This is a genomic window from Cyanobacteriota bacterium (genome assembly GCA_025054735.1).
In the GTDB taxonomy this organism is placed as follows: domain Bacteria; phylum Cyanobacteriota; class Cyanobacteriia; order SKYG9; family SKYG9; genus SKYG9.
In genome coordinates this window covers 1-2,176 of sequence record JANWZG010000533.1, presented here as the reverse complement: position 1 = coordinate 2,176, position 2,176 = coordinate 1, and the positions used below count along the sequence as shown (strand labels likewise).

Annotated in this window: 3 protein-coding genes; 1 reads left to right on the top strand and 2 read right to left on the bottom strand. The window is 46.4% G+C overall.

Annotated features, from left to right (window positions below; all coding sequences use genetic code 11):
• On the bottom strand, positions 1-696 hold a 696-nt coding region (locus NZ772_17810; GenBank protein MCS6815411.1), incomplete at its 3' end, for an ATP-dependent helicase.
• A gap of 84 nt (positions 697-780) precedes the next feature.
• The gene (locus NZ772_17805; GenBank protein MCS6815410.1) at positions 781-954 is read right to left on the bottom strand and encodes a hypothetical protein; all 174 of its coding nucleotides are present in this window, start codon (positions 952-954) and stop codon (positions 781-783) included.
• Between the two features lie 478 nt (positions 955-1,432).
• Here NZ772_17805 and NZ772_17800 point away from each other — a divergent pair.
• Positions 1,433-2,176 (top strand): PstS family phosphate ABC transporter substrate-binding protein (locus NZ772_17800; protein MCS6815409.1); only part of this gene is annotated, 744 nt, incomplete at its 3' end.

The window sequence follows — 2,176 nt, the reverse complement described above, 5'->3', positions numbered from 1 at the left end:
ACAGGGTGTTTGGGCAAGGAGCAACTCCCGTTGGGTCATGTCACCTCGCCGAAGATGCACAAACATTCCTAATGGTTCATAAACCAGACAGAGCCAATGATCAGGTTGCTGCGCTGAAGCAATTAAGGTTTCAGCCTGCTGGAGAGATGCACTTGTTTCCTTCTGCAACAAGGCTAGGATGAAAAAGAGACCACTCACGGATGGAAAGTAAGCTTTACGTTTGCCGGTAAGCTTGCGAAGTGCTTTTAGAGCTGCTGTATAATGGCCGATCGCCGCCTCATAGTCTCCCTGCAATACAGCCAACCAACCCTGCAAATCACCAACGCTATCTTGCGGAAATATTTGCTCTAGAGCGTGCTGAGCATTAGGCAACCGGCTCCGCAGCAAGAGTTGCTCAATTAGCAATACCCGCTGAACAGTAGAGCCACCCCCTCCTACACACTTCACTTGCAACAGCTCTAGAGCGTCATCGGCTAGGGTCAACTCTAGCAGAGATGCATTCAAGAATCCTGTTAAGGCAACATCCGGTAGCTCGGATGGCAGTGTCTGTAACCAATCTGCATCGAAGGGATTATTACAAATTTCTAGCAATATATCTGTAAGTGAAACTGCATTTCGCTGATAGCTGTGTTTTTGATAGTCATGCAGCAATGTTGGAATCGATGCTAGATCACGTTGATAAATAGCTAACCGCACTTCACGTACCAATTGCCGATCGCTTGTAAAGTAGTAGGGGCCATCTTTCCAGCGCCGTGGGATAGGACATACTTAGGACATACTTTAGTCATAAGTCATAACAGCAGCCATCGCTTCGAATTGCTCTGCTTCTACAGCATCACGGGTAGCAATCTCTGATAACAACGGATGACACTGTAGACTCTGGCCGACCGGTTGGATCAACACACCAGCTTTCAGCAGGCGATCGACAGACGACTTTAAGCTATCTGCTGTCAAAGGCCTTCCTGGCTTCATGCACCCTTCAAACAAATTTCAACAAAGCAAAATCATGTTCCAATTTAGTGGCTCATAACTCACCGATAGCAGACGAACCAATAGCTGCTCCCGCTTAGGTAACTGCCTGTAGGTCGCTGCTAGGTGCTAGCGAAGACTATGGGAGTCAATAGCTCTACTGGTCTTGACAGAACTGCTCATGGCAAAAGGTAGATATGGATAAGGACATTAAGGGGAAATGGCAACCCCTAGTGGCTTTTAGTGTAAAATACACTACTACTTTTGTTTTATTCCAGTAATAATACTATTGACATTAGCTTGAATGAGAATAGCAGAAGCTTCTGACCTAACTTTAAGTATTCCATAAACTATTGATAACTTTTTGATCATGAGTTCTTAACTAACGCCTTGTAGCCTAGCGGTGTTGAACTATGTCCTATACGTTCAGCTTCATGGAGCAAGTCTTATGATGGTGAAAGGAATGAAGCTTAAGTTAAATCGTGTACTCTTAGCTGGCTTGGGTCTGTTCATGGCCCTAGTGGCAGCATTCGTGCCTTCCTTGGCTAGTGCTCAGACTGCTACGGTTAAAGTTGATGGTTCTAGTACCGTTTTCCCAATTACGGAAGCTGTAGCTGAAGAGTTTCAAAAGCAGCCCGGTGCTCCCAAGGTGACTGTTGGCATCTCTGGTACGGGTGGTGGTTTCCGTAAGTTCTGTGCTGGTGAAACCGACGTTTCCAATGCTTCTCGTCCTATCCTGCAGCGGGAAATTGACACCTGTAAAGCTAATGGAATCAGCTACATCGAGTTGCCTGTTGCCTATGACGCATTGACTGTGGTGATCAATCCTGAAAATAACTGGGCGACATCGATGACTGTTGCTGAGTTGAAGAAGATTTGGGAACCTGCAGCCCAGGGTACTATTACCAAGTGGAGTCAAGTTCGTCCTGGATGGCCTGATGCTCCTCTTGTTCTATATGGTGCTGGTGCTGATTCTGGTACCTTCGACTACTTTACAGAGGCTATTGTCGGTCGTTCTAAGTCTAGCCGTACTGACTATACAGGCAGTGAGGACGATAACGTCCTAGTACAAGGTGTGTCTCGTGACAAGAATGCTCTGGGGTATTTTGGCTTGGCATACTATGAAGCGAATAAGGGTCGTTTGAAGGGTGTAGCAATCGACAACGGTAAGGGACCTGTACTTCCAAGCAAAGCAACTGTATTGGAT